Source organism: Kitasatospora kazusensis, from assembly GCF_039529945.1.
Taxonomy (GTDB): Bacteria; Actinomycetota; Actinomycetes; order Streptomycetales; family Streptomycetaceae; genus Kitasatospora; species Kitasatospora kazusensis.
This window is the reverse complement of sequence record NZ_BAAANT010000005.1, coordinates 218,264-241,938: the sequence shown is the minus strand read 5'-3', so window position 1 is coordinate 241,938 and position 23,675 is coordinate 218,264. Positions and strand designations below refer to the sequence as shown.

Below are 23,675 nucleotides of genomic sequence, written 5' to 3'. Positions count from 1 at the left end.
TGAGCCGACAAATCCGAAACAGGACAGCTGAAGCGTCAGTCAGTCGATGGGTCAGACCCACCGGCAACATCACCACGAACATCATCACTGTCAGTCGAGTTCGGCCCAGATGGACTGGGCGGTCGATGTGTAGCGGTGGCCGTACCGGTCGGCGCCGGCCAGTGCGGCCAGGACCGCGAGGTGGGTGACGGCGTCGAGATCGGCCGGTACGGGCGCGACCAGACGGTAGCCGCCGCCCGGGCGTTGGCTGATCCAGGTGAAGCCGTCGGTGTGCCGGGTGAGGTGGAGCGCGAATTCGAGCATTCGCCTGCTCTGTGCCACGCTGCTGCTCACCGCCCGGCCTCCGCGTCTCCCGCCGCCGGGCCGGAAGCGTTCTCGTGTCCGCACTCGCACCAGACGATCTTCCCGATCCCGCCGGCCCGTGGGCAGCAGCCCCAACGGGTCGACAGCCGCTCGACCAGCACCAGCCCGCGCCCGCGCCGCTCGTCGTCGTAGACCTCGCGGAGCACCGGCCGGACCGGGCTCGCGTCGTGCACCTCGATCCGCAGCCGGGTGACATCGACCTCCAGGCCCACCCAGATCAACCTGCCTGGTGTGTCGGCGTGTTCGAGCGCATTGGAGACGAGTTCGGAGAGCAGCAGCTCGCCTGCCCCGGCGAACCGGTGTCCGCCCTCCACCTCGGCCAGCAGCCCACGCAGCAGCCGCCGGGCGAAGCGTGGCGACTGCTGACTGCGCGGCAGCCAGCAGCCTTCCGCGCCCGCCTCGGCGAGTGCTCTGTCGATCGTCTCGGGCATCGCGGATCTACCTCCGGCCGTATGGTCATGGGGGACGAGAACGCGATTCCGGGCAGCAGATGCCCGAGCGCCTGGCACTCACTCAAAGTGAGCGCATTGCTGCGTTCCGGTGACCAGCATGGCGTGCCGCGAGTACCGTGACGAGAGATCAGAAGTTCCACCCGATCCCTGGAACCTGGGGGTTCGCACATGGTCCGTCGTCTGCCCGTCTCTCACGGACTCGGAAGCTCCGCCGAGCTGTTCGGAGCCATGCTCGGTGACGCCCGGGAGGCCGCCGGGCTCTCCCAGGGTGAGCTGGCCGCCCTCATCCCGTGCCACCGGACGCAGGTCACCCGCGTCGAGGCCGCGACGCGCGTGCCGTCGGCGGAGTTCGTGAAGGCGTGCGAGCGGGTGCTCGGCACAGGCGGGCGGTTGTACGGGATGTGGGAGAGGGTCGACTGGTACCGCAAGGTCGAGCACCCGGACTGGTTCCGGCGCTACGCCAAGCTGGAATCCGAGGCCGACACCATTCGTACTTACCAGGTCTCCCTGGTCCACGGCCTGTTGCAGACGGAATCGTATGCGAGAGCTCTGATCGCACGAGCTGTCGGAGAGGACAAGCCCGTGCTGATCGAGGAACGTGTAGCTGCGCGAATGAGTCGTCAGCAACGCCTGTTCAGCGATGACGCACCCACCCTCATCGCAGTGTTGGATGAAAGCGCTATCCGGCGGATGGTTGGTGGCCCCGAGGTTATGCACGAACAGCTCTGCCACCTATTGGTGATGGGGCGGCGGCCGAACGTCGTCATTCAGATAGCGCCGCTCAGCCTCGGAGAGCGGGTCCCGTTCGATACCGCAATGATCCTCGTAGCATCGCCCGACGGGACACAACGGATCTACTCGGAGAGCCTCGATCACGGGCACTTCGTGGAGGCGCCGAACGTGGTCAGGGATTGCGAACGTGCCTATGATCGGCTGAGGGCGGACGCACTTCCGGCTCGTGAGTCAGCGCACCTGATCCGCAGCGCGATGAAGGGACTTCTCAACATGAGCACCACCACACCTGACCTCTCCGGCGCACCGTGGCGGAAGTCGACCTACAGCGGTGGTAACGGCGGCGACTGTGTCGAGGTCGCGGATGGTTTTGCTGGTCTGATGCCGGTGCGTGACTCGAAGGATCCCGAGGGTCCGGCGTTGCTCTTCGCCGCTGACGCCTGGCGGGCGTTCGTCGCGGGCGTGCGTGGCGGGGAGTTCCCCGTCGGAGGTTGAGAAGAGCGTTCAGGATGCCGCCGTCGGTGTACCGACGGCGGCATCCTGCTGTCCGGGCACGGTTCCGCAGGTCGCGGTGGACCGGGGGAGTGCCGGTGAGGGGTGGCGGGTGACGCTCCGCGCCGGAGGGGGATGACGGAAAGTCAGCGGGCGGTAGCCGGGAGAAGTGGACGGCGCGTGACTCTTTCGCAGCCATGTGATGTATGCAATGGTACATGTCACACTCCCCACCGTGTGCACGACAGAACGGGAATCACCCCAACACCCGCTGCTGACACGGTCCGCATCATCATGGCCGCGCCCCTACGCGCGGCCGCAGACCGGCCGGGAGGCCCCCCACATGAAGACCGCCCCTACGCGGCAAGCCGTGCTCCTACGGCAACAGCTCGGCAGATTTCTGACCGCGCTCCTGGCGTGCTGTCTCGGCATAGCCCTCTTCGCGCCCGCCGCCCAGGCGAGTACGCTCACCGCCCCGTCCGGCGGTAAGAGCGGCAAGGCCCCGGCTCCCACGCCCACCGCCCGTCCCGGCCTCGCCCCGCAGCCGTCCGCTGCCACGGTGCTCGCCAAGTCCGCTGCCGAGGAGGGACGTTCGACCGGGAAGCCGGATGCCGCCGCCCACCGTTCGCCGCTCCAGCCCTCCGTCCGCCCGGACGCCCGTGCGGCCGCCACTGCGCACGCCGCCGTCGCGGCGGCCTGCGCGGCCGGTGACTTCGGCAACGTGAGCGGCGCTGCGCTCGTCCAGCTGGTCGAGTCCTCGCCCCTGGACTGCATCAACTCGCTGTTCACCGTCACCGGTCCGACCGCCCGCGCGGTCTTCCAGGAGCCGCAGATGGTGAGCGTGGCCAACGCGCTGCGGGACGCCTCCGTCTCCTACCCGGGTGACGACAGCACCGGCGTCGGCCAGCTCGTGGTCTTCCTGCGCGCCGGTTACTACGTCCAGTGGAACCACCCCACGGACGTGGGCACGTACGGCGGCACGTTGCAGACCGCGATCCGTGGCGGGCTCGACGGGTTCTACGGCAACCAGCACTCGCGGGACGTCACCGAGGCCAACGGCGCGACGCTCTCCGAGGCCGTCACGCTGATCGACAGCGCCGGTGAGAACGCCCGCTACCTGCCGGTCGTGGAGCGCCTGCTCTCCGGGTACAACAGCTCCTGGAACAGCTCCTACTCGATGTCCAACGCTGTCAACAACGTGTACACCGTGCTCTGGCGCGGCCACCAGCAGCCGGACTTCCTGCCCGCCGTCCAGGCGGACCCGGGCATCCTCACCCTGCTGCACGACTTCGCCGTCAACAACAGCGCGTTGCTCGGCACCGCCCAGGACTACCTGGCGTCCAATGCCGGCATCGAGCTGAGCCGCTTCCTCCAGCACCCCGAACTGCTGTCCACCGTACGGCCATTGGCGAAGGACCTGATGGACCGGTCCGCGATGACCGGCCCGGCCTCCTCGCTCTGGGTCGGCGTGGCCGGCCAGGTCGACGCGTACGACCAGGCGAACTGCTCGTACTTCGGCGCCTGCGATCTCGCGAACCGTCTGCACACGGCAGTCCTGACGATCCGTTACGTCTGCAGTCCGAGCATCACGATCGTCGCCCAGGCGATGACCGCCGACCAGCTCGCCAGCACCTGCACCAGCCTGCGCAACCAGGACGCCTACTTCCACAGCCTCGTGCGCGACAACGGTCCGGTGGCGAACGACCACAACTCGGCCATCGAGGTTGATGTCTTCAACTCCAGCGCGGACTACAAGCGTTACGCCGGGATCATCTTCGCGATGAGCACCGACAACGGCGGGATGTACATGGAGGGCGACCCCTCCGCCGTCGGCAACCAGCCGCGTTTCGTCGCCTACCACGCCGAGTGGGTCCCCGACTTCTCGATCTGGAACCTCAACCACGAGTACACCCACTACCTGGACGGCCGGTTCGACACCTACGGCGACTTCAACGCCGCGACCAGCATGCCGACCGTCTGGTGGATCGAAGGCTTCGCCGAGTACATCTCCTACTCCTACCGGAACGTCGACTACACCGACGCCCGCACCCAGGCCGGCCTGGGCACGTACAAGCTGAGCACCCTGTTCGGCACCACCTATGACAACGCCGACCAGACCCGGATCTACAACTGGGGCTACCTGGCGGTCCGTTACATGCTCCAGTCGCACCGTGCGGACGTCGACACCATGCTCGGCTACTTCCGGGCCGGCAACTGGGCCGCCGCCCAGACGCTGTTCAACACCACCATCGGCACCCGTTACGACGCCGACTGGGCGAGCTTCCTGGCGGCCTGCTCGGTCGGCAACTGCGGCAGCCTGAACCAGGGCAACCAGCCGCCGACCGCCGCGATCGCGGCCGTGGTGAACGGGCTGGCCGTGAACTTCACCGACGCCTCCACCGACGCGGACGGCACCATCGCCTCCCGGGTCTGGAACTTCGGTGACGGCACCACCTCCACCGCCGCCAACCCGTCCAAGACGTACGCCAAGGCGGGCACCTACACCGTCTCGCTGACCGTCACCGACAACCAGGGCGCCACCGCCACGGCCACCCAGGCCGTCACCGTCGTGGGCCTCCCGGAGTGCGGTGACAACGACACCCGGCTGCTGGGGCAGAACTGCGCGCGCAGCAACCAGGCGGCGGCCACCGGCAACTACAGCTACCTGTACGTGTACCTCCCGGCCGGGGTGAAGCAGCTGAAGATCAGCGCCTCGGGCGGCACCGGCAACGCCGACCTGTACTTCAGCCCGAGCGGCTGGGCCACCAGCAGCAACTACTCGGCGAAGTCGGTGCACAACGGCAACACCGAGTCGCTCACGGTCAAGAACCCGCACGCCGGAGCCAACTACATCAGCCTCTACGCCCACCAGGGCTTCGGCGGGGTGCGGATCACCACCGCGTACTGATACCGGCACAGAACACCGATGTTGACTGCTGACACCGATCGTCGGCACACGGCGTGACCGGGCGGGACCGATCATCACCGATCGGGCCCGCCCGGAGTCGTTCGATCCGGTTCATCTGCACGGGCTTGTCGCCGTCTCAGATCCCGTGGGAGGCTTGGTGATCATCACCGTGGAGGCGCGAATGTCGAACGAACTGTGGGCTCGGACGGAGTCGGAGCCCGACTGGGAGCCTCCCGCCATCGACACCACGGTGGCCCACTCGGCCCGGATGTACGACCACTGGCTGGGCGGGAAGACCAACTTCGCCCCGGACCGCGAACTCGGCGACGCCGTCGAGCGGCTGATCCCGACCATCCGCACGATGGCCCGGGAGAACCGCCGTTTCCTCGGCCGCGCCGTCCGGCACATGGTCCGTGAGCAGGGGATCCACCAGTTCCTCGACATCGGGACGGGCATCCCGACCGAGGGCAACACCCACGAGGTCGCCCAGCTCGCCGACGAGACCGCCCGGGTGGTCTACGTCGACAACGACCCGATCGTGCTCGCCCACGCCCGCGCGCTGATGAGCAGCACCCCGGGCGGCCGGACGGCCTACCTGCACGCCGACCTGCGCGACCCGAAGGCGATCCTCGACCACCCCACCCTGCGCGAGGTCCTCGACCTGGAGCAGCCGGTGGGCCTGATGCTGCTCGGCGTCCTGATGCTGGTCGCCGACGCGGAGGACCCGTGGCAGCAGGTCCGGGTCGTCCTGGACGCCCTCCCGGTCGGCAGCTGCGTCGCCATCTCGCACGTCACGGCGGACTTCGACCCCGGCGCCGTCGGTGCGGTGGTCGACGCCGAGGGCGAGGGGCGGATGACCCTGGTGCCCCGCACCCGGGACGGCGTCGGCCGCTTCTTCGCCGACTGGGAGCTGCTGGAACCGGGGATCGTCCCGGTCATGGCCTGGCGCCCCGACGGCGAGCCGCCGGTGAACCCCGAGGCCGCGTACTACTGGGCCGGCGTCGCGCGCAAGACCGCCTGACCAGCCTGACCTGCCGCCTGGGCGCGGTCGGGCTGCCGGGCTGCCGGGCTGCCGGGCGGCGGGCCGGCCGCGCGGCCCGGGCGTGTGCGCGGCTAAGGCGTGTACAGGTACGGGGTGGTGACGCTCAGGGCGGCGAAGCCCAGGCGTTGCAGGATCGGGCGGCTCCGGTCGGAGGCGTCGACCTGGAGGTAGCGGTAGCCGAGCCCGGCGGCGAGGGCCGCGCGGTGGGCGACCAGGGCTCGGTAGATGCCCTTCCCGCGCCAGGCGGGGAGGGTGCCGCCGCCCCACAGGCCGGCGAACTCGGTGCCCGGGTAGAGCTCCATCCGGGCCGCGCAGACCGGTCGGTCACCGGCCATCGCGACGGTCATGCTGACCGTGTCCGGGCGCTGCTCCAGCTGGGCGAGCAGCCGGGCGTGCAGCCGGGTGCTGCTGGTGCCGAACGCCTGCTCGTGCACCTCGGCGACCAGCGCGACACCGGCCGGGTCGGTCACCTCGTGCAGGCGGACGCCCTCGGGCAGCTCGACCCGGGTGGGCAGGTCGCCGATCCGGGCGACCATCAGGGTCTCCTCGGGCTCGGCGGTGAACCCGGCCGCCAGCAGCCGGCCGCCGAGGTCGGCGGGCCGGTCGTGCGCGTACGTCTTCCACTCGAACTCGTCGCCCAGCGCGCTGAAGTACCGCACCTGCGCGGCGATCTCGGCATCCGCGGTGTCCTCGTCCAGGCCGGACCAGATCACCCCGTTCCAGGCGCCGTCGGTCGCGACGTGCCGCACCACGCCGCCGGACCGCTCGACCAGGGAGTGCGCGGAGTCGGCGGGGGCGTCCAGCCTCAGCTGCTGGTCGAACAGGGCGAGAACTTCCGCATGATCCATCATCCGCTCATTCCAGCACCGGGCCGGGAACGCGGCCAGCGGATTACCCGCGTTGCCGGGCTCGGTCGCGCCGGGCCGCCGCGCGGGTTCGGCGCGGCCCGTACGCCAGGAGAATGCGGCGGGGGCGAACTAGGATGAAATGCGCATCCCACCCGAGGAACTCCACCCGAGGGATCCCACCTGAGATCCCGTCCGAGGATCCGGCATGAGAGCCAACAGAACGGCGCTCGCCGCAGGAGTGGCGGCCGGTGTGCTGGCCGCCGTCGCCGCGTGCGGAGGCTCGACCACCACCGGCTCGGCCGCTTCCGGTCCCGCCTCACCCGCGAACCGCCCGACGCCCACCGTGACCGTCACCACCCAGGCCCCGACGCCCGCGCCGGTGGTGACGCCGACTCCGGTCGTCACGGCGACGCGCGTGGTGACCCCGGCCCCCGTCGTCACCCCGGCGCCGGTCGTCACGGTGACCCGCACCGCCGTCGCCACCGTACCCGCCACGCCGACGGCGGCCGTCCCGCACCTCACCAACGCCTCGGCGGTGGTCTCGCAGTACTACCAGGACATCACCAACCACGACTACGCGGCGGCCTGGGCCCTCGGCGGGAGCAACATCGCCGGTGAGACCTACGCCCAGTACGTGGCCGGGTTCTCCACCACCGCGAGCATCACGCTCGGCACGGTGAGCGATTTCGGCGCCTCGCAGGTCCAGGCCGTCCTCTTCGCGACCCAGACGGACGGCACGGTCAAGCAGTACCAGGGCACCTACACCGTCGCCAACGGTGTGCTGACGGCCGCTTCGATCCGGCAGACGGGGTAGCCGTCCCGGCCCCCCGGGGGGCGGGCGGCCAACCCGCCGGGCCGCCACCGCTACTTGATGCCGATCTGGGAGCAGGCGTCCGCGTACTGCTGGTTGCAGAGGTCCGACGCCTGGTAGAGCCCGCCGGCTATCACGGTCCGGGCGACCGTCGGCTTGGTGACCACCAGGGGGGTGAGCAGCATCGACGGGACCTGGATGCCGCCGCTGTTGACGACCGTGCTGGCCACCGAGGTCGCGTCCAGGCCTTCCAGCAGGTAGACGGCGATGTCGGCGGCGGCGTCCGCCTCCGGCTTGTACGGCTTGTAGATGGTGTAGGCCTGCTCGCCCGAGATCACCCGGCGGACGGCGTCGACCGAGGCGTCCTGGCCGCCGACCGGGACGTTGTTCATGCCGTTGGCCTGGAGCGTCTGGATGATCGAGGTGGCCATGCCGTCGTTGGCGGAGTACACCGCCTGGATGCCGCTCTTGCCGAGGCTGTGGATCGCCTCGGTCATCTTCTGGGCGGCCACGTCGGGCTTCCAGTCGCCGGACTGCTCGTAGGCGATGCTCTTGACCTTGCCGTCCAGGGCCTTGTGGGCACCGGCCTTGAAGCTCGCGGCGTTCGGGTCGGACGCGGCGCCGTTGATCATCACGACCTGGGCGTCGCCGGCCTTGGAGCCGAGCGCGTCCAGCAGTGCCTGGCCCTGCATCTCGCCGGTGCGCTCGTTGTCGAAGGACACGTACGCGGCGACCTTCCCGGCGGCGAGCCGGTCGTACGCGATGACCTTGGTGCCCTTGGCGGCGGCCTCGTCCACCCACGAGGCGGTGTTCTGCGCGTTGACCGGGTCCAGCAGGATCACCTTGACGCCCTTGGCCAGCAGCGCGTCGAACTGCTGCTTCTGGGTGATCTCCTCGCCGTTCGCGTTCGAGTAGTCGACGACGCACTTGCAGAGGCCGCTGATCGAGGCCTCGATCAGCGGCTTGTCGAACGACTCGTAGCGGGACGAGGAGGCCTTCTCGGGGAGCAGCAGGCCGATCGTCTTGGTGCTCGCCGACTTCGAGCTGCTGCCGCTCTGCCCGCAGGCGGCCAGAGTCAGTGCCATCGAGACGGTGGCCGTGGCGGCGATGGTCCGACGCGTCATCGCGTTCATGGTGGGTGGTGCCTCCCTGAGTGCGCCGCAACGTCGCGGCTAGAGGAGGGAGTCAAGCTGGAGCGTCGACTTGGCGTCAACAATTAAACCATTTCGGACAGTCATGCTGGTCAAGTCGTTACCTTGTTGGAGGTCTGTGGAGACTTTTCCTGCACAGATTCCGCAACTCGGACTGTGATATCGACAACTCTTCAACTCTACGCGCATCAACTCCGGGCCGTCGTGGCAAGGGTGGTGCGAATACGAAGCATCTGCCCGGCGGCCGCCCCGGAGGTAAAGGGTTCCCAGGGTCCGGATTCCGGACGAACCTCCCCCTGGCTGTCCGGCCAGGGGGCGTCGTGGCCGATGCGCTCGGCGCTCGGTGCCTGCGGTGCTGAGTGCCGAGCGCTCAGTGCTCCGTACGGACGACCAGGCAGACCCCGCCCACCACGATGGCGCCGCCCAGCAGGATGGGCCAGGTCAGCCGCTCGCCCAGGACCAGCCAGCCGAGGAAGACGGCGACCACCGGGTTCACGTACGCGTACGTCGCCACCAGCGGCAGCGGCGCGGTCTGGAGCAGCCAGGCGTACGCGGTGAAGGCGACCAGCGAGCCGAAGACCACCAGGTAGGCCAGCGCGATCCAGGAGCCGGTCGAGATCGCCGACACGTGCAGTGCCTGCGGCTCACCCCGGACGGCGGCCAGCGCCAGACAGCCCAGGCCACCGGCGACCATCTCGTACGCGCTGGCGCTCAGCGCGTTCGCGGGCATCGGCAGGCGTGACGCCAGGAACGAGCCGCCGGTCCAGAGCAGGGTCGCGCCGAACACGATCAGCACGCCGAGCAGCTTCACCTGGCCGCTCAGTCCGGGCACCGTCAGCACCCCGAGCCCCACCAGGCCCACCAGTACCCCGGCGACCGTGCTCCGCGAGGTGCGCTGCCCGGTCATCCGCCGCAGCACCACGACCCACAGCGGCACCGCCGCCACCAGCAGTGCGGCCAGCCCGGAGGGCACCGAGCGCTCGGCGAGCGAGATCAGGCCGTTGCCACCGAACAGCAGCATCAGGCCCACCAGTGCGGCGGAGCCCAGTTCGCGCCCGGTCACCCGGAGCGCCCCCGGGCCCTGGCGCCAGGCGACCAGTGCCGCCAGCAGCAGGCCGGCCGTGACGAAGCGCGCGCCGGCGGCCAGGAACGGCGGCATCGTCTCGACCACGATGCGGATGCCGAGGTAGGTCGAGCCCCACACCACGTAGACGATGCCCAGCGCGGCCCAGGTCCGGCCGGAGGTCCGGACGGGCGCGCCGGAGCCGGGCGTCTCTGGGCCGGGTGTGTCCGGGCCGGGTGTGTCCGGGCCGGGCGGGGAGGCGTCGGCGGGCGAGGGGGAGGGATCTGGGCGGGCCGAGTCGGCGGTGGGCTGCGGTGACGCCGCTGTCATCTGTCTCTCCGGGGTTTGGTCCTGTACATCGCTCCTGTAGGGCGTATGGCACCACAGTCGACCCGCCCGGCGCGAGTGCACCGGCGGACCGGTGCGGGGCGCGGCCGGAGCGGACGGGGCGCCGCAACGCTCCCCGGCGCCGCCGAGCGGCTGAACCCGGCCCGCCACCGCCCGGCGCACCCCGGGGACGGGTGAGGGAGGTGGTACCTATGGAGCCTGCGCGGGAGGAGCGGTGGGCGTGGAGTGGTTCGCGGCACCTGACTACTGGTTCGGCCGACTGGTCTGCCAACGGCTGATCGCTGCCCTCTACTTGACCGGCTTCCTGGCCGCCGCCAACCAGTTCCGCGCGCTCATCGGCGAGCACGGCATGCTGCCCGTCCCGCGCTTCACCGCCCGGGTGCCGCTGCGCCGCTCGCCCAGCCTCTTCCACCTGTACTACTCCGACCGCGCGTTCGCCGCCGTCTGCTGGACGGGCGCGGCCCTCGCCGCCTCGGTGCTCGCGGGCGCGGCCGACCACGTCCCGCTCGGGGTGGCGATGGCGGGCTGGGGCGTGCTCTGGCTGCTCTACCTCTCGATCGTCAACGTCGGGCAGACCTGGTACTCCTTCGGATGGGAGTCCCTGTTGCTGGAGGCGGGCTTCCTCGCCGCCTTCCTCGGCAACGCGAGGACCACGCCGCCGGTGCTGGTGCTCTGGCTGCTGCGCTGGCTGCTGTTCCGGGTCGAGTTCGGGGCCGGACTGATCAAGCTGCGCGGTGACAGCTGCTGGCGCGACCTGACCTGCCTGCGCTACCACCACGAGACCCAGCCGATGCCCGGCCCGCTGAGCTGGTTCTTCCACCACCTCCCCGGCCCGCTGCACCGGGCCGAGGTGGCGGCCAACCACTTCGTCCAACTGGTCGTGCCCGTCGCGCTCTTCCTGCCCCAGCCGGTCGCCGGCCTGGCCGCCGCCGCGATGATCGCCACCCAGCTCTGGCTGGTCGCCTCCGGCAACTTCGCCTGGCTCAACTGGCTCACCATCGCGCTCGCGGTCTCCGTCGTGGACGCACCGTCGGCCGCCGCCGTCCTCCCCGTCCCGGGTCGGCCGGGCTTCGCGGCCACCCCGCTCTGGTACGAGGTGATGGTGCTCCTGCTGACCGTGCTGGTCGCGGTGCTCAGCTACTGGCCGGCCCGCAACCTGCTCTCCCGGCGCCAGGCGATGAACCGTTCGTTCAACCGGATCCACCTGGTCAACGCGTACGGCGCGTTCGGGTCCGTCAACCGGATCCGGCTGGAGGTGGTGATCGAGGGCAGTGCCGAGCCCGCGCGCGCCGGGGGCTCCGCCGGGCGTGCGGTGGGCTCCGCCGGGCGTGCCGGGGACGGCGGGGGCGATGGGGACGGCGGGGGATCCGGGCATGCCGGGCATACCGTCTGGCACGAGTACGGGTTCAAGGGGAAGCCCGGCGAGCTGCGGCGGATACCGCGTCAGGTGGCGCCGTACCATCTCCGGCTGGACTGGCTGATGTGGTTCGCCGCGATCTCCCCCGAGTACGCACGGCCCTGGTTCAGCGCGTTCCTGGCCAGACTGCTGGCCAACGACCCGGCGACGCTGCGGCTGCTCCGGCACAACCCCTTCCCGCACAAGCCCCCGGTCCGGGTCCGCGTGCTGCTGTACCACTACCGGTTCACCACGCCGCGCGAGTTGCGCGCGACCGGCGCGTGGTGGGAACGCACGCTCGTCCGGGAGTATCTTGCGCCGGTGACACTCCGCGACCTGGCCCACCTCGGCCCGCACCGGGCCGTGCGGAGCAGGCCGTGAAGCGGCCCCGCGAGCCGGCTCCGCCACCCGCCACCACGCCACGGCGAGCCGTAGCCGACAGGTTGCGTGCGCCGTTCGAACGCCCACCCGTATCCTGGGCGTCCGCGCCGGGCTCCAGTCCTCCAGCCCGCGCCGCCGGACGCCGGCGTCCCGTCCCTTGCCTGCCCTGCCACGAAGCGGACTTCACCATGACAGTGAGCTACCTGAACGACACCGACCCCGGGGCAGTCGACCCAGCGGACACCCAGGCCGGTGACACCCGGCCCGGACCGCGCGAGGAACTCGGCCGGTACGCCGAGTTGGGCGGCTTCACGCTGACCGCCGACAGCAACCCCTGGTACGCCGCCGCCGACGTCATCGAGACCCCCGAGGACGCGCGGGCCGCCTCCACCGTGCTCGCCGAGCTGCGCAGCCGCGACATCTCCGCGACCCGTGACGCCGTCCTCGGTCTCACCCCCGAGGGAGGCCTCGGCGAGCCGGACACCGTGGTCGGCCTCAGCCTGGTCGTCGGCGTCCTGCAGCGCGTCTACGCCACCGCCGGGAAGCTGCGGGCCGAGGCGTACGACGCCGACCTCGACGAGCTGACCGCCGCCACGGCCGACGGACGCTGGCGCAAGGAGCAGGGCGTCAAGCTCTCCTGGGCCCGCCGCCGCAGCCTGCGCGCGCAGGCCAAGAAGCTTGTGGTCGGCAAGCGCGGCCGCCGCAGCGACCTGCACGAGGCACTGGCGGCAGCCGCCGCCGAGCGCTCCGACTGGTCCGCGCTGGCCGCCTCCGGCGCAGCCCGCCCGACGGTACCCGCCGACGCCGAGGCCCTCACCGAGGCGAGCCAGGCCGTCGACGCCCTCGGCCAGGCCGTCCGGGCACTCGGGCGACTGCTGCCCGGCCTCGACCCGGAGTCCACCCCGCTGGCCGACCTCGCCGACCTGATCGACCGACTGGCTGCCGACGAGCGCACCCTCTACCTCCTCCCCGCCCGGCACTCGCTCCGGGCCGCCCTGTCCGACCTCGGGCCGGACGAACTCCTGGCGGAGCTGACGGAGCGCCAGGCGGACCGCGAGGCGGCGGTCGCCGCGTACGACCTGCGGGCCGGCACGGAGGACGCTGCCGCTGACGTCGCGGTCGAGGCCGTCGGCGACGTCGACCTCGACGTTGACGCGGACAGCGACGCGGACAGCGACGCGGCGAGTGACGTGGAGGGCGACGCCGAGGAGGCGGCCCGCCAGGCGCTGGCGGCGGGGCCGCGTTCCGAGGCGGTGCCTGCGGCGGAGGAGCTTGCTCCCGTCGAGATCCCGGCCCAGGCGCAGGCCAAGCCTGCGGCGGTCGAGGTCGAGGTCGAGGTCGAGGTTGCGGCCGAGGTCGAGCCCGAAGCCGAGGTCGTCGCTGAGCCGGAGCCGGAGCCCGAGGCAGTGGTTGAGCCGGAGCTCGTTGCTGAGGTTGAGCCCGAGGCAGTGGTTGAGTCCGAGGTCGTCGCTGAGGTTGAGCCGGAGCCGGTTGTCGAGGTCGAGCCTGTGGTGATCAAGGCTGAGGCCGACGTTGCTGAGGTTGAGCCCGAGGCAGTGGTTGAGCCGGAGCTCGTTGCTGAGGTTGAGCCCGAGGCAGTGGTTGAGCCCGAGCCGGTTGTCGAGGTCGAGCCTGTGGTGATCGAGGCTGAGGCCGAGGTCGTCGCCGAGGTCGAGCCCGAGCCCGTTGCCGAGGTGGAGGTCGAGGTCGAGCCCGAGCCCGTTGCCGAGGTTGCGCCTGCGGTGACCGAGGTCGAGAAGGCTCGGCCGGTGCGTCGGCCGAAGAAGCCGTCGCTCACGCCCGGGCGGCCGGTCACCGCCTACACGGCGGCCGAACTGACCGCTCTCGTGCGGTGGATCGACAGCGACGGGGTCGACCGTACCGAGGACGAGCTCCTTCGGGCCGCGATGAAGGAGCTCGGTTTCGCCCGGCTCGGTCCCCGGATCAAGGAGGCGCTCGGCGCCGCCGTCTCGGAGGCCCGCAGCTGACCCCCGTTCCGCTGCAGTGACGGCAGCGCGCCCGCCGGTGGTGGTGAACCCGTCGGCGGGCGCGCTGCTGTCCGGGGGAGTGTTCCGCCTACTCGCCGATGTCCTCGTACCAGAGTTCGGGGCGGGCGGCGATGAACCCGGTCATCAGCTCCACGCAGGCCGGGTCGTCGAGCACGGTGACCTCGACGCCGTGTTCGGCGAGCCAGTCGTGCCCGCCGGTGAAGCTGCGGGTCTCGCCCACGACCACCCGGCCGATCCCGAACTGCCGTACCAGGCCCGAGCAGTACCAGCACGGTGAGAGCGTGGTCACCATGGTCGTCCGGCCGTACCCGCGCAGTCGGCCCGCCGCGCGGAACGCCGCCGTCTCGGCGTGCATCGACGGATCGCCGTCCTGCACCCTTCGGTTGCGGCCCCGGCCGAGCAGTTCCCCGTCCGGCCCGAACAGCGCCGCCCCGATCGGGATGCCGCCCTCCGCGAGCCCCGCCCGGGCCTCCTCGACGGCCACCTTCAGCATCTGCTCCGGGTCCAAGGCTGTACCTGCTCTCCGGTCGGCGGGAACGTCGCGGTCCGCTCGGAACGTACCCCGCCGAGCCCGGCACGTACCGGGTGACCGGCCGCTCGGGCGTTACGGACGCGGGCGTGGCAGCCGGGTCGCCGCCGTGTGGGCGAGCCCGCAGCAGGCCGCTCCCACGGCGTACCAGAACAGGTCGGGCGGGTTGAAGGTGGTGCCGAGGACGAGGCGGGCGACGGTGCTGTGCCGGGACAGTTCGGCGGGGAGATCGCTGATCTGGAGGAACTCGACCGCCCAGCTGACGCCGAGCGCCACGGCGGCCGCCGTGACCGGCTTCACCCGGGGCGCCACCAGGACGACCAGGGTGTACACCAGCACGGTGTAGAGCGCGTCACCGGCGTACTTGGCGAAGTCCCCGCCCCCGTCGGCTCGGACGCCGAGCCCGGTGGCGACCGTCATCGCGGCGGCCGCCGCCGCTGCCGCCCGGGTGGCCCAGGGGTGTGCGGCGCTCCGATGATCATTCATGCCGACACTTTAGAGCGACCGGGCCCGGCGGCCCGCAGGTCTCGCCCAGGAAGGCGGCCCGGCCACGCGCCAGGGGCGCGGGGACCGGCGCGAAGCGGAGGGCGCCGTGTCGGCGCTTCCGGTTTCGCGCGGTCTCCCGCGCCCCTGTGGTCACCCCTGTCGTGCAGGGCGGTGGTGTCAGACGGCGACGGCGTGGGCCCGCAGGTAGGCGATCGGGTCGACGTCCGAGCCGTAGTACGGCGTGGTGCGGATCTCGAAGTGCAGGTGCGGGCCGGTCACGTTGCCGGTCGCGCCGGAGAGGCCGATCTGCTGGCCCGCCTTCACGGCCTGGCCCGCGTGGACCTGGATGACGGAGAGGTGGGCGTACTGGGCGTAGTGGCCGTCGGCGAGCTTGATGACGATCTGGTTGCCGTACGCGCCGCCGTTGCCCGCCGTGACGACGGTGCCGTTGCCGACGGCCTTCAGGCTGGTGCCGACGGAGGCGGCGAAGTCGACGCCGGTGTGGTGGCCGCTGGCCCACATGTGGCCGGGGACGCCCCAGGCCTCGGTGATGTGGGTGTTGGTCACGGGGGCGGTGAAACCGGCCGAGTTGACGGCGGAGGCGGCGACGGCCGGTGCGGCCTGGGCGCTCACGGCGCCGACCAGCGGGAGGGCGAACGCGGAGGCTGCCAGCGCGGCGCCGACGCCGATCCGGGCGAGGCGGGGCAGGCGGGTGCGGCTGTGGTGACCCAGTGCGGTCATGGATGTGTTCCTCTCCGACGCCGGCGAGGTGAGCTGTCGGGTTCGGGCTGGAGTTGCCCGGCCGCAGGAAGCGCGGCTTCACCCCAAGCCGTCCGGTGGTACCGGACGGCGACTTACCTGTGGTTCCCCCGCTCCTGCCGTACAGAGCTCAGTGGTGGCCGACGGGCGCCGGCAGGACTAGGCGTTGCACCCGTGGTCTCGCCCGGACAACTGGCCGGGCGGTCGTTGAAGCAAAACCGATCGGGGTGGGCGAAGGCAAGGATGGTGATCGAACTAATCGGCTATTTCCGGCATTCACCAGGAATTCGGTCACTCTCCGGACATATGCCCATGCCGGGGGTGCCCGAACCGGCTACCGGGAGCCACCGCCCGCATCGACGGGCGTGATTTCGGTACCGGTCCGCGCACCCCCGGTGCCGGTCCGTGACCGCCGGGCCGCGCCGCCGTGAGGCTCACCACGTTCGGCCCGGCGGGCCCGGCCGACCGGGGTCAGCCCCGGGAGAACGCGCTCAGGAAGTCCTCCAGCACGGCCAGGTCGCCGAAGGTCTCCAACTGGTCGGCGCCGCGCCGCCTCCAGAGCAGGAGCAGCAGGTCCGAGCGGGTGCCCCGGACGGCCACCGCACCCTTGCCGTGCTCGCGGTCCACCCGCCAGCCGCCGTCCGCCGGACGGATCCACCACTCGCCGGGACCGTCGGTGGCGTGCAGGTGCAGACCGGCCTCGGGCAGGCCCGCCGTCTCCTTCGCGCGGGCGAAGTGGGCGAGGAACTCGTCCACGCCGTCCGCCGCGAGCGCGGGCTCGACCGGTTCGTCCCGGCCGGCGGCGGCCAGGCCGTCCCAGGTGTGGACGGCCTGCTCCTGTGCCATCCGCCGCTGGATGAAGCCGACGTCCTTCCGGTCGGACCAGGTCCAGCGCGGCAGCTCCGGGTCGAGCGTTTCGAGGGTGGCCGCGCACAGTTCGAGGCCCTCGGTGAACCACTCGATCAGCCCGTCCTCCGCCGGGCGCGGCAGCGGGGCGTACCCGCTCGGGTCGGTCAGCTCGCCCGAGCCGACGGCCGTCCAGAACCGGTGCACCGCACCGGTGTGCCCGACCAGGTCGGCGACCGTCCACTCGGGACAGCTGGGCACCGGGGCGGCGAGGTGTCCGGCTGCCGCCTCGGCCAGCCGGGCGCCGTCCCGGCGAAGGGCGTACATGTAGTCAGTTCGGTCCATGGGACTGGACGTTAGCCCGCGTTCCGCTGTGCCGCCGCGCATTTCTGTCCCCGTGAAGGGCCCCGGCCGCAGGCCCGAATGCCCGCTGCACCCCGCTGACCAGCCGCGATTCGTACGGTTTGGCCGCTCCGGTTGTCCGTTCCGGTGCGGGCGGGCCACCCGCGCCCGCCCTTAGCGTTCCCGGCACCAGCAGGACGTCGGCGCCAGCAGGACGCCGGCACGCCGGCACGGCGTCACCACGGCGCGAGGACGGCGTCACCACGGCGCCACCACGGCGCAGGAGAGGCGGGTCCCGTGCAGCAGGCCAACCACGAGTGGCTGATCCACGACTACCGCGAGGACGACCTCGCGGCCGTCGTGCACCTGATCGACACCACGGCCGAGCTCGGCCAGGAGTCGGTCTTCTCCCTCGCCGAGTGCATCACGGCCCTGACCTCGCGTCAGCCGGCCGTGGTGGCCGTCCGCCAGGGGGCGCCGATCGGCGCGGCGCTCGCCCACCTGGCGGGGGACCGCGCCTGGGTGATGCGGATCGCCATCGCACCCGGCTGGCGCGGACGCGGCCTGGCCAGCGCGCTGCTGCGCGAACTGGAACGGCGGCTGCTGGCCCAACGGGTGCGCCGGATCGCGTACGTGCTGCCCGAGGAGGAGCAGCTCGGCGAGGGCCTGCGCAACGCCGGGTACACCCGCCGCCCGGCCGTCGCCTACTTCGAGAAGGCCGAGCCGCCGACCGGGCCCGGCGCCAACCTGCTGGAGGAGTTGGGCGGCAGGCTGCTGCCGGGCGACCTCTGGGACAAGGTCGCGGGCATGGAGGCGGAGAAGAACCTGATCGAGCGCCGGATCGTGCTGCCGCTGGCCGAGCCGGAGCGGGCCGCCCGGCACGGGGTGCGGCCGCCGCGCGCGATCGCGCTGTTCGGGCCGCCGGGCACCGGCAAGACCACCTTCGCCCGGGCCGTCGCCTCCCGGCTCGGCTGGCCGTTCGTGGAGCTGCTGCCCTCCCGGCTCGCGGACGAGGGCAACCTCGCCGCCGCGCTGCGCACCGCCTTCGCCCGGATCTCCGAGCTGGAGCGGGTGCTGGTCTTCATCGACGAGGTCGAGGAGATCGTGCCGGTCCGGGGGGAGGGGCCGCCGTCCGGGATGCACGGGGTCACCAACGAGCTGCTCAAGCTGATACCCGGCTTCCGGGAGGGCGAGGAACGGCTGCTGGTCTGTGCGACCAACTCCGTCCGCTCGCTCGACCCGGCCTTCCTGCGCCCCGGCCGCTTCGACTACCTGATCCCGATCGGCACGCCGGACGCCGCCGCCCGCGCGGCCATCTGGTCCCGTTACGCCGTCACGCGCTCCGACGTCGACCTGCCGGTGCTGGTCGCGGCGAGCGAGCTGTTCACCCCGGCGGACATCGAGCACGCCGCCCGGACCGCCGCCCAGGCGGCGTTCGAACGGGACCCGGGCGCCTGTGAGCCGGACGGGGTCGGCGCGACCACCGCGGACTACCTCGCGGCGATCGCCCGGTGCCGCCCCACGGTGACCCCCGACCTGATCGAGGCGTTCACCGCCGACATCACCTCCCACGCCCGGGTCTGAGCCCCGGGAACGCGACCGCCCCCGGGGCTCGGCCCCGGGGGCGGTCGTCGGTGCGGAGGCTGCCGGGCACCGCTCAGGACGCCCGGCACCGCTCGGGACGTCCGGCACCGCTCAGGACGTCTGGCGCTCGCCCGGATGCACACCGACCGCGTCGCGGATCTGCTCGCCGAGGCCGCCGTCCCGGCGGGCGCAGTTCGCGCAGCAGAAGAACTTGCCGGACACCTCGACCCCGTGGCCGACGATCCGGACGGTGCAGTACTCGCAGCGCGGCGCGAGTTTCTCCATCGCGCACTCGAAGCTGTCGAACATGTAGCTCTCGCCGGTGACCGTCCGGATCTCGAACGCCAGCCAGTAGTCGTTGTTGCACACCACGCAGACCGCCATCGGGCAGGTCCTCTCTGTTCAGTCCGTTCAGCTCGTCTGTTCGGCTCCGCTGTACGCCTTCCCCAGCTGTTCCGAGTCTTCGGCGGGCTCCTCGGGTCGGCAATCGGCGCGCGGCCGAACGGATACTGGAAGGAGCCGCACGAGGAGGCAGCCATGATCGTCCGAATTTGGGAGGCGCACGTCTCACCGCAGCTGGTGGACGAGTTCTGCGACCGCCTGCTGAACCAGTCGCTCCCGGAACTGGCCGGGGTGGACGGCTTCCTCGGCGCCGAGCTGCTGCGCTCGGTGACCGAGGAGGACCACCGGGTCCTGATGCTGGCCCGCTGGCGGGACGAGCGGGCGCTGCTGGCCTACGCCGGGACGATGTGGCGGATCCGCCCGGTCTGGGCGGCCGGCGAGTTCCGCCACCTGGAGCACCCGCCGGTGGTCGCGCACTACACGCCCGTCACACCCGCCACGCCCGTCACACCCGCCACGCCGGTCGTACCCGCCAAGCCCGTCGCGCCCGTCGCCCCCGGCCCGCCCGGCGGGGTCGGCTGACGGCGCCGACCGGGATGACGGCGCCGACCGGGACGCCGCGCCCGGCCGGGACGCCGCGCCCGGCCGGGGGCGGTGCGCCCGCGGCCGGGCCCTGGGGCGCTTCGTCGGTCGGTGAGGTCGTCAGTCGGTGAGGTCGTCCTCGTCGAGGGAGTAGAGGTCCATGGCCTCGGTGGCCTCCTGGTCGCGCTGCTGGGCGCGTAGCGCGTGGACCAGGGCGATCGCCTCCTCCCAGGCCTCGTCCTCCGGGTCGTCGAGGAGCGCCAGGGCCGCGCGGGCGGCCTCCTCGGCGGCGGGCGGGTCGGCCAGGGCCAGGTGGGCCTCGGACAGCAGGGTCAGCAACTCGCCGAGATCCCCCGGATCCCCGTGCCGCTCCATCGCCGGGCGGGCGGCGAGCAGGCGGTCGCGGGCCTCCGCGACCAGGCCCTGCCCACGGAGCAGCCCGGCGGCGGCGACCCGGAACTCGGCGACGGCCGTCAGCAGCCCCGGGTCGTCGGCGTCGCTACCGCTACTGGCACCGGCGCCGGTGAGCGCCGCCACCGCCGCGTCCGCCTCCGCGAGGGTGTCGAGGGCGGCCGGGCCTTCGAAGGCCGTCAGCGCCTCGACGGCGTGCCGGTAGGACTCCAGCTGGGCGCGCGCCCGGCCTGCCGCGCCGTAGCCGCGTGCCGCCAGCAGGTGCTGCTCCGCGGCGTCCGGGTGGTAGCCGTAGGTCCGCGCGATCTCCCGGTGCAGGTCGGGCCGGGACGGCACGCCGGGCACCCCGGCCGTGCCGGGCTCCAGCAGTCCGGACAGTTCGGGCAGCTCCAACAGTTCCAGCAGTTCCAGCAGGGCGGCGCGGGCCGGCTCCTGCTGGTTGTCCTCCAGGTACAGCTGCGCCAGCAGGTAGTGGCAGGCCGCCGTGTCCGCCGTCAGTCCGGCCCGGGCCAGCGCGCGGACCGCCTGCTCGGCGGCCTCCAGCGCCTCCCGCTTCCGCCCGGCGTCCTGGAGTGCGGCGGCGACCAGCGCCTGGCTGCGCGCGGCCGCGGCCGACTCGCCGGCGGCCGTCTGCCGCGCCACCTGCTCGACCAGCTGCCGGACCGCATCCTGTTCGCCGGACGGCAGCCGGCGCTCGAAGACCGAGAGCGGTACGGGGGCGCCGAGCGGACCGGCGGCGAGCCGCTCGGCCAGCAGGCGGCCGTGGTGGTCGTTCCCGTTGCGGGCGTCGAAGCGGTCCGCCAGCAGGCGGGAGCGGGTGCGCAGTTCCTCGGCCAGCTCGGCGACCGTGCGGTCCGGCAGACGCCTGCCCGCCACGGTCGGGAAGCGCAGCCCGCGCCCGCCCTCGCCCCGGGCCTCGAACTGCGTCAGCACCGCTGCCGCCGCCGAGGTGAACTCCAGCTCGTCCAGCGGTGTCGGGACCTGCTCCAGCAGGGGCAGGTGCCGTTCGACCAGGTCGAGGCCGCGCTCGGGGTTGCCGCTGTGCACGCAGAACATCACGTTCTGCGCCAGCTCCGCCAGGTGCTTCGCCTCGCCGCGGATCGCGCGGTAGGCGATCCGGTGCGCCTCGGCGGCGTCCGACCCGCGCCCGGTGTGCAGGTAGGCGAGCAGCAGGTCGGAGTTGATCGCGTGCGGCTGTCGCTCGCAGCCCCCGCTGGTGCGGGCCGGTTCGCCGATCCGGATGGCCTCCTCGTACCGGCCCAGCTCCGTCAGCACCCGTACCTGGCTGCCCGGGACGCAGCCCGAGCAGTCCGACAGGTCGTCCCGGCGGGTGCGGTTCATCTCCTCGTACCAGTGCTGCGCCCGCGCCGGGTCGCCGAGGGCGTGTGCGACGTCGCCGCGGTGCTGGAGGACGGCGTGCATGCTGTGACCGCCGCGCTTGAAGCGCTGTTCCATGTCCTCCAGCAGGGCCAGCGTGCGGGCCAGCGGGACCTCCGGGAAGTCCGACAGCCCGCCGACCATCCACTTGAACTGCCACAGCAGCTGGTGGTGGTCGTGCCCGCCGAACCGGGCCGGCTCGCGGTCGTAGGCGGCCAGGCACCAGGCGAAGGTGACGTACGACTTCGAGGGCGCGCCGCCGAGCGCGTACACGTCGGTGGCGCGCATCCGCACCTCGAAGGCGAACTCGGTGAGTTCCAGGGCGTCCGCGTGCCGGATCACCTCCTCCAGCGCGGCGAACAGCACCGGGCCGCCGGGCAGGCTCCAGGTCTTCTGGTAGCGCGTGCGCAACTCCTGCTCGCTGTGGCTCACGCGGCACCCCCGGCGGCGACGGCCCGGCCGATCAGGCCGAGGAAGGACTGGTTCAGTACGGCGGTGTCGGCCGGCCGCAGCGGGTGGTGCCCGAGCAGCAGCGCCTGGACGTAGAGGCCCTCCAGGCACATCCCGGTCAGCTCCGGTTCGCCGAGCGTGAGCACCTGGCGGACCAGCGGGTTGCGGTGGTTGAGGATCAGCCGGGGGCGCGGGTCGGTGGCGCTCTGGAAGCTGCCGAGGATCGCGGCCCAGGTCTCGTCCACCTGCTCGCGGGTGGAGCGGACGTCGACCTGGAAGGCGGTGTCCTCGTCCAGCAGGTAGAGCGCGGGCAGGCCGGACGGCTCGAACGAGCGGACCAGCACGTCACAGCCGAGCCGCCCCAGCACCCGGTCGGCGGTGGCCAGGAAGGGGCCGAGCGAGCCCTCGTCGGCCACGTCGAGCCGCTCCAGGTGGGTGGTCAGGTCGGCCGCGCGCAGCGGCTCCACCACCAGCTCGCGGTCGAGGGTGGCGACCCGGTCGATCAGCTCGCTGTCGTACACGTAACCGGCGTTCAGCACGGCCAGGCCCTGGGCCGCCGCCACCGGGGCGAGCTGGCGGAACTCGTCCAGCTGCGGGGTGAAGCGCAGCAGGCCGTACCGGGCCCGGAACTCCGCCAGGGTGAGCGGGCCGACGTTGGTCTCCATCGGCCAGAACTCCTCGACCAGCCGGAGCATCTCGTCGTCGTGCACGGCTATCGCCTTGACGCCGAGGTGGTGCACCCGCAGGAAGCTCCGCAGCCGGGCCGGGTCACCCGTGCCGAGCCGGAGCAGCCAGCCGCGCAGCCGGTCGCCCAGCGCGTCCCGGGTCGCCGCCAGCAGCGAGTCCTCGTAGAGCGCCTCCCGGCTCGCGGTGGGGCGCAGTTCGGTGGTGTCCACCACGCAGCGGACGAAGAACGCCCAGTCGGGCAGCAGCCGTTCGGCGCCCTCGGCCAGCAGCATCTGCTTCAGGTAGACCCGGTGCGCCGCCGGGACGGCGGGGTTGGCGGGCATCGGCAGCACGAACGCGACGCCGTTCAGGCCGGCCTCGGCCGACGCGATGTCGATGACGTCGAACGGCGTGAAGCCGAAGACCTCCTCGCAGTACCGCTCCAGCCGGACCCGGCGGGTGGCGGCGCTCTCCTGCTCCGGCCGGGCCCAGGGGGCCGTCCCGCCGGTCAGTTCCGTGCCGTCGACCGTGACGGGGAAGGGGAGTTGTGAGCCGTAGTGGCCGGCCAGCCGGGTGATCGCGGCCCGGGTGAGCAGGTGCTCGGTGCCCGGGCGGGGGCGCAGGGTCACGGTGGTGCCGGGCTCCGCGCGCTGCCGGTCGGCGGCGGCGAGCTCGACGGCGTAACTGCCGTCGGAGCGGCCGTGCCAGAGCACGGTCGGCTCGTCGCCGCGCCGGGTGCTGACCCTGATCTCGTCCGAGACCATGAAGCAGGAGAGCAGGCCGATCCCGAACTGGCCGATGAACTCGTGCCGGGCGAAACCGAGTTCGTCCCGCTTGGAGCTGCGGCCGATGGTCGCCAGCAGCTCGTGGACCTGCCGCTCGCCGAGGCCGATGCCGTTGTCACGGATCTCCAGCGAGCCGTCGCCCGTCAGATCACCGGAGGTGATCGAGATCCGGCCCTGGTACTCCGGACGGTCCAACTGGACGGCGGTGATCGCGTCCACCGCGTTCTGCAGCAGCTCGCGGCTGTAGACCTGCGGGCTGGTGTAGAGGTGATGGCTCAGCAGATCGACGATCCCGCGCAGGTCTACGCGGAAGGATTCGGACACGGTGTGGCTCCCGGTGCTTGACTGGGCAGCACCCTAGGTCCTCGTACCGACAGCGCGGCAGTGGATTTTCCGGGCTCCGCTCCGGGCCGGTACCGGGGGCCGGTGTCGTCACCGGACGCGACGGCCCGCCGGACATCCCTACGCCACCCCGTTGACGGATCGGCTCAGTAGACTCCGGCGGTATGACGCAAGAAGG

At 72.1% G+C, this 23,675-nt stretch carries 19 protein-coding genes, 1 pseudogene and 1 riboswitch; of the genes and pseudogenes, 8 read left to right on the top strand and 12 right to left on the bottom strand.

All coding sequences use genetic code 11. The annotated features are described in order from the left end of the window. Positions 1–90 precede the first annotated feature (90 nt). Both ABD330_RS07180 and ABD330_RS07175 read right to left on the bottom strand, forming a co-directional pair. Positions 91–333: a hypothetical protein gene (locus ABD330_RS07180; RefSeq protein ID WP_344461959.1), complete on the bottom strand. Its 243-nt coding sequence runs from the start codon at positions 331–333 to the stop codon at positions 91–93. After that, positions 330–794 (bottom strand): ATP-binding protein, encoded by a 465-nt coding sequence (locus ABD330_RS07175; RefSeq protein WP_344461957.1) that lies wholly within the window; start codon positions 792–794, stop codon positions 330–332. Before ABD330_RS07175 ends, ABD330_RS07180 begins: the two co-directional genes overlap by 4 nt. 249 nt (positions 795–1,043) lie before the next feature. On the opposite strand from ABD330_RS07175, the gene ABD330_RS07170 reads away from it, so the two are divergent. The 3 genes from ABD330_RS07170 to ABD330_RS07160 all read left to right on the top strand — a co-directional run bounded on the left by ABD330_RS07170 (position 1,044) and on the right by ABD330_RS07160 (position 5,968). Beyond that, positions 1,044–2,042, top strand: coding sequence for a Scr1 family TA system antitoxin-like transcriptional regulator (locus tag ABD330_RS07170; RefSeq protein WP_344461955.1), 999 nt, complete (start codon positions 1,044–1,046; stop codon positions 2,040–2,042). 340 nt (positions 2,043–2,382) lie between these two features. After that, on the top strand, positions 2,383–4,947 hold the full coding sequence (locus tag ABD330_RS07165; RefSeq protein ID WP_344461953.1) for a collagenase: 2,565 nt from the start codon (positions 2,383–2,385) through the stop codon (positions 4,945–4,947). Between the two features lie 181 nt (positions 4,948–5,128). Further along, positions 5,129–5,968: an SAM-dependent methyltransferase gene (locus tag ABD330_RS07160; protein WP_344461951.1), complete on the top strand. Its 840-nt coding sequence runs from the start codon at positions 5,129–5,131 to the stop codon at positions 5,966–5,968. Positions 5,969–6,060: 92 nt separating this feature from the next. Here the strand turns inward: ABD330_RS07160 and ABD330_RS07155 are convergent, their stop codons facing one another. Beyond that, positions 6,061–6,837 (bottom strand): GNAT family N-acetyltransferase, encoded by a 777-nt coding sequence (locus ABD330_RS07155; RefSeq protein WP_344461986.1) that lies wholly within the window; start codon positions 6,835–6,837, stop codon positions 6,061–6,063. Between the two features lie 205 nt (positions 6,838–7,042). Between ABD330_RS07155 and ABD330_RS07150 the strand changes: the two genes are divergently transcribed. Then, on the top strand, positions 7,043–7,651 hold the full coding sequence (locus ABD330_RS07150; RefSeq protein WP_344461949.1) for a hypothetical protein: 609 nt from the start codon (positions 7,043–7,045) through the stop codon (positions 7,649–7,651). A gap of 50 nt (positions 7,652–7,701) precedes the next feature. Here ABD330_RS07150 and ABD330_RS07145 read toward each other — a convergent pair whose 3' ends face one another. Beyond that, the gene (locus ABD330_RS07145) at positions 7,702–8,781 is read right to left on the bottom strand and encodes a sugar ABC transporter substrate-binding protein (protein ID WP_344461947.1); all 1,080 of its coding nucleotides are present in this window, start codon (positions 8,779–8,781) and stop codon (positions 7,702–7,704) included. Positions 8,782–9,169: 388 nt separating this feature from the next. Beyond that, positions 9,170–10,192: an EamA family transporter gene (locus tag ABD330_RS07140; RefSeq protein WP_344461945.1), complete on the bottom strand. Its 1,023-nt coding sequence runs from the start codon at positions 10,190–10,192 to the stop codon at positions 9,170–9,172. Between the two features lie 238 nt (positions 10,193–10,430). Between ABD330_RS07140 and ABD330_RS07135 the strand changes: the two genes are divergently transcribed. Beyond that, the gene (locus ABD330_RS07135) at positions 10,431–11,987 is read left to right on the top strand and encodes a lipase maturation factor family protein (RefSeq protein WP_344461943.1); all 1,557 of its coding nucleotides are present in this window, start codon (positions 10,431–10,433) and stop codon (positions 11,985–11,987) included. A 188-nt stretch (positions 11,988–12,175) separates the two neighbouring features. Further along, positions 12,176–13,975, top strand: a complete 1,800-nt coding sequence (locus tag ABD330_RS07130; protein ID WP_344461941.1) for a hypothetical protein — start codon at positions 12,176–12,178, stop codon at positions 13,973–13,975. Positions 13,976–14,063: 88 nt separating this feature from the next. Here the strand turns inward: ABD330_RS07130 and ABD330_RS07125 are convergent, their stop codons facing one another. The 4 genes and pseudogenes from ABD330_RS07125 to ABD330_RS07110 form a co-directional block, all read right to left on the bottom strand. Continuing rightward, a complete protein-coding gene (locus ABD330_RS07125) occupies positions 14,064–14,489 on the bottom strand; it encodes a nucleoside deaminase (RefSeq protein WP_344461984.1) in 426 nt (141 codons plus the stop codon). A 111-nt stretch (positions 14,490–14,600) separates the two neighbouring features. Next, positions 14,601–15,011: a ribosomal maturation YjgA family protein gene (locus ABD330_RS07120; RefSeq protein WP_344461939.1), complete on the bottom strand. Its 411-nt coding sequence runs from the start codon at positions 15,009–15,011 to the stop codon at positions 14,601–14,603. Positions 15,012–15,188: 177 nt separating this feature from the next. Beyond that, a pseudogene (locus ABD330_RS07115) lies at positions 15,189–15,539 on the bottom strand (M23 family metallopeptidase); the annotation flags it as partial. Between the two features lie 216 nt (positions 15,540–15,755). Further along, positions 15,756–15,916: riboswitch (cyclic di-AMP (ydaO/yuaA leader) on the bottom strand. A 325-nt stretch (positions 15,917–16,241) separates the two neighbouring features. Continuing rightward, the gene (locus ABD330_RS07110; protein ID WP_344461937.1) at positions 16,242–16,961 is read right to left on the bottom strand and encodes a maleylpyruvate isomerase family mycothiol-dependent enzyme; all 720 of its coding nucleotides are present in this window, start codon (positions 16,959–16,961) and stop codon (positions 16,242–16,244) included. 294 nt (positions 16,962–17,255) lie between these two features. Here ABD330_RS07110 and ABD330_RS07105 point away from each other — a divergent pair, with 294 nt between their 5' ends. After that, the gene (locus ABD330_RS07105) at positions 17,256–18,542 is read left to right on the top strand and encodes a GNAT family N-acetyltransferase (protein ID WP_344461935.1); all 1,287 of its coding nucleotides are present in this window, start codon (positions 17,256–17,258) and stop codon (positions 18,540–18,542) included. A 111-nt stretch (positions 18,543–18,653) separates the two neighbouring features. Here the strand turns inward: ABD330_RS07105 and ABD330_RS07100 are convergent, their stop codons facing one another. After that, positions 18,654–18,926, bottom strand: coding sequence for a Prokaryotic metallothionein (locus tag ABD330_RS07100; RefSeq protein ID WP_344461933.1), 273 nt, complete (start codon positions 18,924–18,926; stop codon positions 18,654–18,656). Positions 18,927–19,079: 153 nt separating this feature from the next. Here ABD330_RS07100 and ABD330_RS07095 point away from each other — a divergent pair, with 153 nt between their 5' ends. Beyond that, a complete protein-coding gene (locus tag ABD330_RS07095; protein ID WP_344461931.1) occupies positions 19,080–19,466 on the top strand; it encodes an antibiotic biosynthesis monooxygenase family protein in 387 nt (128 codons plus the stop codon). Positions 19,467–19,586: 120 nt separating this feature from the next. On the opposite strand, the gene ABD330_RS07090 is transcribed toward ABD330_RS07095, so the two are convergent. Both ABD330_RS07090 and ABD330_RS07085 read right to left on the bottom strand, forming a co-directional pair. Continuing rightward, positions 19,587–21,686: a hypothetical protein gene (locus ABD330_RS07090; RefSeq protein ID WP_344461929.1), complete on the bottom strand. Its 2,100-nt coding sequence runs from the start codon at positions 21,684–21,686 to the stop codon at positions 19,587–19,589. Next, positions 21,683–23,479, bottom strand: coding sequence for an HSP90 family protein (locus ABD330_RS07085; protein WP_344461927.1), 1,797 nt, complete (start codon positions 23,477–23,479; stop codon positions 21,683–21,685). Before ABD330_RS07085 ends, ABD330_RS07090 begins: the two co-directional genes overlap by 4 nt. Between the last annotated feature and the right edge of the window lie 196 nt (positions 23,480–23,675).

Bases quoted from the DNA above. Each gene is read 5' to 3' on its own strand.
- ABD330_RS07100 (WP_344461933.1), bottom strand. From the start codon at position 18,926: ATGGCGGTCTGCGTGGTGTGCAACAACGACTACTGGCTGGCGTTCGAG.
- ABD330_RS07160 (WP_344461951.1), top strand. From the start codon at position 5,129: ATGTCGAACGAACTGTGGGCTCGGACGGAGTCGGAGCCCGACTGGGAG.
- ABD330_RS07125 (WP_344461984.1), bottom strand. From the start codon at position 14,489: ATGCTGAAGGTGGCCGTCGAGGAGGCCCGGGCGGGGCTCGCGGAGGGC.
- ABD330_RS07150 (WP_344461949.1), top strand. From the start codon at position 7,043: ATGAGAGCCAACAGAACGGCGCTCGCCGCAGGAGTGGCGGCCGGTGTG.
- ABD330_RS07175 (WP_344461957.1), bottom strand. From the start codon at position 794: ATGCCCGAGACGATCGACAGAGCACTCGCCGAGGCGGGCGCGGAAGGC.
- ABD330_RS07120 (WP_344461939.1), bottom strand. From the start codon at position 15,011: ATGAATGATCATCGGAGCGCCGCACACCCCTGGGCCACCCGGGCGGCA.
- ABD330_RS07110 (WP_344461937.1), bottom strand. From the start codon at position 16,961: ATGGACCGAACTGACTACATGTACGCCCTTCGCCGGGACGGCGCCCGG.
- ABD330_RS07170 (WP_344461955.1), top strand. From the start codon at position 1,044: ATGCTCGGTGACGCCCGGGAGGCCGCCGGGCTCTCCCAGGGTGAGCTG.
- ABD330_RS07145 (WP_344461947.1), bottom strand. From the start codon at position 8,781: ATGAACGCGATGACGCGTCGGACCATCGCCGCCACGGCCACCGTCTCG.
- ABD330_RS07155 (WP_344461986.1), bottom strand. From the start codon at position 6,837: ATGGATCATGCGGAAGTTCTCGCCCTGTTCGACCAGCAGCTGAGGCTG.
- ABD330_RS07130 (WP_344461941.1), top strand. From the start codon at position 12,176: ATGACAGTGAGCTACCTGAACGACACCGACCCCGGGGCAGTCGACCCA.
- ABD330_RS07140 (WP_344461945.1), bottom strand. From the start codon at position 10,192: ATGACAGCGGCGTCACCGCAGCCCACCGCCGACTCGGCCCGCCCAGAT.
- ABD330_RS07165 (WP_344461953.1), top strand. From the start codon at position 2,383: ATGAAGACCGCCCCTACGCGGCAAGCCGTGCTCCTACGGCAACAGCTC.
- ABD330_RS07095 (WP_344461931.1), top strand. From the start codon at position 19,080: ATGATCGTCCGAATTTGGGAGGCGCACGTCTCACCGCAGCTGGTGGAC.